Consider the following 2,252-nt stretch of genomic DNA (forward strand, 5'->3'; position numbering starts at 1 on the left):
CGGCGGAGCACGCTCGTCCGGGCGCCACCGACCGGAAACTGGGGTTCTTCCGGGCCGGGGCGCGGTCGGATGGGGGCATGCACACGCGCAGGAGTCCGAAGGAGTGGTGGGGACAGTGACGGCACCGGGCACGACGACCGACTGGCTGCGCCGGTTCCACTCGCCCGGGAGGGACGAGGCCCGCCTCGTGTGCTTCCCGCACGCGGGGGGCTCGGCGACCTTCTTCCACCCGGTGTCGGCGCGGTTCGCCCCCGCCGCTGAGGTGCTGGCCGTCCAGTACCCGGGCCGCCAGGACCGTCACCGCGAGCCGTGTCTGACGTCGGTGGCGGAGCTGGCCGACCGGCTCGCCATCGAGCTCGCCGCGCTCCCGGCCCGGCCGACGGTGTTCTTCGGCCACAGCATGGGTGCGCTGGTCGGGTTCGAGGCCGCGCGCAGGCTCGAGCGGGACGCGCCGGGCTCCGCCCCCCGCTCGCTCGTGGTGTCCGGCCGTCGGGCCCCGAGCACCCGGCGCCCGGAACGGGTGCACGAGCTCGACGACGCAGGCCTGCTGGCCGAGGTGCGGGCCCTCGACGGGCCGGACATGAGTGCCCTCGACGACGACTTCCTGGCCCTGGTCCTTCCCGCGCTCCGCAACGACTACCGGGCGGTCGAGACCTACCGCGCCGACGACGGCGCCGTCGTCGGATGCCCGGTGCTCGCCCTGACCGGCCGGGACGACCCCCGCACCACGCAGGAGGAGGCCGACGCCTGGCGTCGGCACACCGACGGCGGCTTCGAGCTCGAGGTCATGCCCGGCCACCACTTCTTCCTGGTCGACCAGGCACGGGCGGTCTGCGACCGGCTGGACGAGCAGCTGGCCCTCGCGCACGGGGGCAGTGCCCGACCGCCCCGGGGCTGATCCGGGTCCGGCGATTCCCGGGATTTCCCCACTGTTGGCTGCGCTAGTTTTCCACCGGGTGCGCCGGAAAAAAGGGGCGCGTACCCAGGTCCGGCATTTCCACTGGTGGTAGCCGTAGTTCTCCCGGTATTTCTTGACCCTCCCCCCGGGGGGCTGCGAGCGTCCGTTCTGTTATCGGTCGAGCATATTCCTCGTGCCGCTTCGTACTCGGGTCCAGGAAAGGAAAGACATGGCCAAGCGTGCACTGATCACCGGAATCACCGGGCAGGACGGGTCCTATCTGGCGGAGCACCTGCTCTCGCTCGGGTACCAGGTGTGGGGGTTGACCCGGGGCCAGGCCAATCCGCACAAGATGCGGGTGCAGAAGCTGGCCTCGGAGCTCTCCTTCGTCGACGGCGACCTCATGGACCAGGGGAGCCTGGTCTCGGCGGTCGACCGGGTGCAGCCGGACGAGGTCTACAACCTCGGCGCGATCTCGTTCGTGGCGATGTCGTGGCAGCAGGCCGAGCTCGTGACCGAGGTCAACGCCGTGGGCGTGCTGCGGATGCTCGAGGCGATCCGCATGGTCAGCGGGCTCACCACGTCCCGGCAGGCTGCCGACGGGCAGATCCGCTTCTACCAGGCGTCGTCGTCGGAGATGTTCGGCAAGGTCACCGAGAGCCCGCAGAACGAGCAGACGGTGCTGCACCCGCGCAGCCCCTACGGTGTGTCAAAGGCCTACGGCCACCTGATGACCCGCAACTACCGTGAGTCCTACGGCATGTTCGGGGTCTCCGGGATCCTGTTCAACCACGAGTCGCCCCGGCGCGGGCCCGAGTTCGTCACCCGGAAGATCTCGCTCGCGGTGGCCCAGATCAAGCTCGGCCTCCAGAAGGAACTGCGGCTGGGCAACCTCGACGCGGTCCGCGACTGGGGCTTCGCCGGTGACTACGTCCGGGCCATGCGGCTGATGCTGGCCCAGGACGAGCCGGTTGACCACGTGGTCGGGACCGGCCGGGTGCACTCGGTGCGCGACGCGGTCCGGATCGCGTTCGAGTGCGTCGGCCTGAACTGGGAGGACCACGTCGTGGTCGACCCGGCCCTGGTACGCCCGGCCGAGGTCGAGCTGCTCTGTGCGGACTCGACCCGGGCCCGGGAGAACCTGGGCTGGGAACCGAGCATCGACTTCCCGGAACTGATGCAGATGATGGTCGAATCCGACCTGCGCCGGGCCGGGCGCGAACGGGACTACGCAGAGGTCCTCTCCGCCGGCAGTTGGTGATCCCGCGGGCTGTCGCGGCCCCGGTTTCCGACGCACATTCCGCCAGTAATGCATTCGGGCCGATCGCGGCCCTGTGAACGGGTGTGGGAGCAC

Annotated in this window: 2 protein-coding genes; both read left to right on the forward strand. The window is 70.5% G+C overall.

What is annotated here, in order from left to right:
- The first annotated feature begins 106 nt into the window (after positions 1-106).
- Entirely contained in the window at positions 107-898 is a 792-nt protein-coding gene (locus XF36_RS04990; RefSeq protein WP_238589131.1) for a thioesterase II family protein, read from the forward strand.
- Positions 899-1,127: 229 nt separating this feature from the next.
- On the forward strand, positions 1,128-2,159 hold the full coding sequence (locus XF36_RS04995; protein ID WP_060711075.1) for a GDP-mannose 4,6-dehydratase: 1,032 nt from the start codon (positions 1,128-1,130) through the stop codon (positions 2,157-2,159).
- Positions 2,160-2,252 lie beyond the last annotated feature (93 nt).

This window comes from Pseudonocardia sp. HH130629-09 (assembly GCF_001294645.1).
In the GTDB taxonomy this organism is placed as follows: Bacteria; Actinomycetota; Actinomycetes; order Mycobacteriales; family Pseudonocardiaceae; genus Pseudonocardia.

What these genes read in the sequence shown, in the direction of transcription:
- XF36_RS04995 (WP_060711075.1), top strand. Translation starts at nt 1,128, where the DNA reads ATGGCCAAGCGTGCACTGATCACCGGAATCACCGGGCAGGACGGGTCC.